The 1,749-nt window shown below is 72.9% G+C and carries 2 protein-coding genes; both read right to left on the reverse strand.

What is annotated here, in order from left to right:
• A partial coding sequence (locus AB0P35_RS42040) for an electron transfer flavoprotein subunit alpha/FixB family protein (protein WP_363521876.1) occupies positions 1-943 on the reverse strand: 943 nt, incomplete at its 3' end.
• Between the two features lie 31 nt (positions 944-974).
• On the reverse strand, positions 975-1,736 hold the full coding sequence (locus tag AB0P35_RS42045; protein ID WP_095876457.1) for an electron transfer flavoprotein subunit beta/FixA family protein: 762 nt from the start codon (positions 1,734-1,736) through the stop codon (positions 975-977).
• Positions 1,737-1,749: the final 13 nt, after the last annotated feature.

Here is a 1,749-nt window from a genome sequence, read left to right on the forward strand (position 1 = left end):
CCTCGGCGGTGAGCTGGGGCAGGACGGTGAAGAGGTCGCCGACGACGCCGTAGTCCACGAGTTCGAAGATCGGGGCCTCGGGGTCCTTGTTGATCGCGACGATGGTCTTCGAGGTCTGCATGCCGGCGCGGTGCTGGATGGCGCCGGAGATGCCCGCGGCGACGTACAGCTGCGGGGAGACCTGCTTGCCGGTCTGGCCGACCTGGTTGGTGTGCGGGTACCAGCCGGCGTCGACGGCGGCGCGGGAGGCGCCGACGGCGGCGCCGAGCGCGTCGGCGAGGTCCTCGACCACGGCGAAGCCCTCGGCGGCGCCGACGCCGCGGCCGCCGGAGACCACGATCGCGGCCTCGGTCAGCTCGGGGCGGCCGGAGGCCACGCGCGGGGTGCGGGCGGTGACGGTGGCGGCGTTGCCGGTGAAGGCGACGGTGACCGGCTCGACGGTGCCCGCGGCCGGGGCCGGCTCGGGCGCGGCCGCGTTCGGCTTGACGGTGATCACCGGGGCGCCGGTGGTCACGGTCGACTTGACCTGGAACGACGCGGCGAACACCGACTGGGTGGCGACGGGGCCGCTGTCGCCGGCCTCCAGGTCGACGGCGTCGGTGATGATGCCCGAGCCCAGGCGCAGCGCGACGCGGGCGGCGATCTCCTTGCCCTCGCCGGAGGAGGTGACCAGGACGGCGGTGGCGCCGCTGTTCCGGGCGATCTGGGTGAGGGCGTCGACCTTGGGGACGACGAGCTGGGTGGTGAACTCGTCGGCGTCGGCGGTGTAGACCTTGGCGGCGCCGTATTCGGCGGCCTTGGCGGCGATCGCGGCGGTGTTGTCGCCGGCGCCGAGGACGACGGCGGAGGGCTCGCCGATGCGGCGGGCGAGGGTGAGCAGTTCAAGAGCCGGCTTGCGGACCGCGCCGTCGGCGTGGTCGACCAGGACGAGGATCTCGCTCATGGTGGTTCTACTCCGTTTTCCTGGTGGCCTGTCAGATGAACTTCTGCTCGGCGAGGTAGGCGGCGAGCTGCTTGCCGCCCTCGCCCTCGTCCTTGACGACGGTGCCGGCGGTGCGGGCCGGGCGGGCGGTGATGTCGGCGACCTTGGTCCAGGAGCCGGCCAGGCCGACGGTGTCGGCGTCGATGCCCAGGTCGTCGAGGTCGAGCTCGGCGACGGGCTTCTTCTTGGCGGCCATGATGCCCTTGAAGGAGGGGTAGCGGGCCTCGCCGGACTGGTCGGTGACCGACACGACGGCCGGCAGTGCGGCCTGGACCTGCTCGGTCGCGGCGTCGCCGTCGCGGCGGCCCTTGACCACGCCGCCCTCGACGGACACCTCGGACAGCAGGGTGGCCTGCGGCACGCCCAGGCGCTCGGCCAGCAGCGCGGGCAGCACGCCCATCGTGCCGTCGGTGGAGGCCATGCCGCACACCACCAGGTCGAAGCCGGTGTTCTCCAGCGCCTTCGCCAGGACCGCGGAGGTACCGATCACGTCCGAGCCGTGGATGTCCTCGTCGTTGACGTGCACGGCCTTGTCCGCGCCCATCGACAGGGCCTTGCGCAGCGCGTCCTTCGCGTCGTCCGGGCCGACGGTCAGCACCGTCACCTCGGCGTCCCCGGACGCCTCCGCGATCCGCAGCGCCTGCTCCACGCCGTACTCGTCCAGCTCCGACAGGAGGCCGTCCACGCCCTCCCGGTCGGTGGTGGTGTCGTCCGCGAAGCGCCGGTCACCGGTCGCGTCGGGCACGTACTTCACACAGACAACGATC

The organism is Kitasatospora sp. NPDC085879 (assembly GCF_040686255.1).
Classification (GTDB): domain Bacteria; phylum Actinomycetota; class Actinomycetes; order Streptomycetales; family Streptomycetaceae; genus Kitasatospora.